Annotated in this window: 2 protein-coding genes and 1 pseudogene; all 3 read left to right on the top strand. The window is 36.0% G+C overall.

Annotation, left to right across the window (positions count from 1 at the left end; translation table 11 throughout):
* Positions 1 to 664, top strand: a 664-nt coding sequence (locus ARSQ2_RS10980) for a glucose-6-phosphate dehydrogenase (NADP(+)) (protein ID WP_476726908.1), incomplete at its 5' end; no start/stop codon positions are given.
* A gap of 490 nt (positions 665 to 1,154) precedes the next feature.
* Positions 1,155 to 1,523: pseudogene (mdtJ, locus tag ARSQ2_RS10975) on the top strand (multidrug/spermidine efflux SMR transporter subunit MdtJ).
* A gap of 42 nt (positions 1,524 to 1,565) precedes the next feature.
* Positions 1,566 to 1,886, top strand: coding sequence for a multidrug/spermidine efflux SMR transporter subunit MdtI (gene mdtI, locus ARSQ2_RS10970; RefSeq protein WP_181995315.1), 321 nt, complete (start codon positions 1,566 to 1,568; stop codon positions 1,884 to 1,886).
* Positions 1,887 to 2,123 lie beyond the last annotated feature (237 nt).

Genomic DNA, 2,123 nt, shown 5'->3' with positions numbered 1-2,123 from the left:
GCGTCGGATTGATTATCGTAATGTACGTGAAAAAACCGTCCGAGGTCAATATACATCAGGTTCTATTCAAGGCAAAAAAGTGGCTGGCTATCTTGCGGAAGAAGGGGCTAATAAATCTAGTAAAACGGAAACTTTTGTGGCAATTCGAGTTGACATTGATGATTGGCGTTGGGCTGGCGTGCCATTTTATTTAAGAACTGGCAAACGATTAGCGGCAAAATGCTCTGAAGTGGTGGTTTATTTTAAAAAACCGGCATTAAATATTTTTTCTGATTCTTATCAGGATCTACCACAAAATAAATTAACTATTCGATTACAACCTGATGAAGGAATTGATATTGAAATTTTAAACAAAGCGCCGGGCCTTGAGCATAAACATCATTTACAGACGACAAAATTAGATCTGAGTTTTTCTGAAACATTTAATCAAATCCATTTGGCTGATGCATATGAACGTTTATTACTAGAAGCTATGCGTAGCATTCAAGCTCTGTTTGTCCGTCGGGATGAAGTAGAAGAAGCTTGGAAATGGGTGGATTCTATTATGGACGCTTGGGCAAAGGATGATCAGCCACCTAAACTTTATCAGGCGGGTACATGGGGACCTGAGGCATCTGATGAGATGATCGCCAAAGATGGTCGTTCATGGAATGAGTTCCAATAGTTTTTGTCTACGTAATAGGGTAATGTATTTAGGTTTATTACCCTTATTTTGCTAGCTTTTTGCATTTTAGCTGGAATTTATTATAATTATTTGAGTAAATACAATGGTTATGATATAAATAGCTTTGTATTTATACTATCAATAGTGAGGATTGATTGATAGTATATCATACGGTCATGCGGAATTGGCATTGAATTGGGATTCGTTTTGCCACGGCCCTGGTCGTGTCGCTGTCGCTCTGTCGCTCTGTCGCTCTGTCGCTCTGTCGCTCTGTCGCTATAAAATATCATGGCTAGCGTCTCTTCTTATCAAAAATATCTATTATTTCTATTGAACATCACTGCTATGGTGCAGTGTAGCGTCTCCTGTTGCTAATCGGTTTTCCGTAAATGGGCTTTTAATTTAAATCATCACTTAGTTATTACTAATTTAGGTATTTATCTGTTCCTTTGATGATTGCCAATAACAAGAGAATATAATGATTTATTGAATACTTTTAGCATCAGCGATTTTCACAGAGGCTATTTGTACTTTATCAATGAAGTATTCTAGCGTCATCGGTGATATGACTGGCTTATTGGTAATGTATTTTATGATTGCTTCATCTTATATACTATTGGCAATGGCAGTAAAAAAAGTTGCTCTTGGAGTAGCTTATGCTCTCTGAGAAGGTATTGGGGTAATTTTTATAACAGCATTTAGTGTTTTGTTATTTAATGAATCATTACCACCAATGAAACTTATTGGATTAGCGTTACTTATTGTGGGTATAGCGCTAATAAAATCGAGTGCTAAAAAAACTAGCACACTACATTCGATAAAAAAGGGAAAAAATTACGCCAAAAAGGCCATTAAATAAAATGACTAAAGTTGTTAAGGAGGCATAATATGTTAGCGGAATATCATATGGTGGCATGGTGCCTTTCTATTTCTGGCCGTTATTTTAGAAATAGTGGCTAATATTTTTTTAAAGTTATCAAATGGATTTAAGCGACTGTGGATAGGTGTATTATCTTTAATTGCCGTTTTAGGTGCTTTTAGTACATTAGCTGTAGCGGTGAAAGGTATTGAACTTTCGATTGCTTATGCACTTTGGGGGGCTTTTGGAGTTGTAGCCACGGTTGCCGCCGGTTGGATTTTGTTTAATCAACGACTAAATTATAAAGGTTGGGGCGGTATTATTTTATTGATTACCGGGATGGTCGTTATCAAACTGGCATAATTGTATTTCAGCTGCTAGGACATAACACTGATTAGTAATGGCTAATAAAATAAAGGATTTATTTTCCCGCGCTTTATGTATCGACCCTTTTTTAACCCTAAATAACCCCATTCATGAGGGGTTATTTGTATTAATTTATGCCATATATAGCTAAGCGACTTAATTTTGATGACATTATTTATATGAGCTATTCAATTGATTTTAGAAGTAAAGTGATATTTACGATGGAAGAAGAAG

This window comes from Arsenophonus endosymbiont of Bemisia tabaci Q2 (assembly GCF_902713415.1).
In the GTDB taxonomy this organism is placed as follows: Bacteria; Pseudomonadota; Gammaproteobacteria; order Enterobacterales; family Enterobacteriaceae; genus Arsenophonus.
The sequence above is the reverse complement of the archived record's forward strand: the minus strand, read 5'-3'. Positions and strand labels throughout refer to the sequence as shown.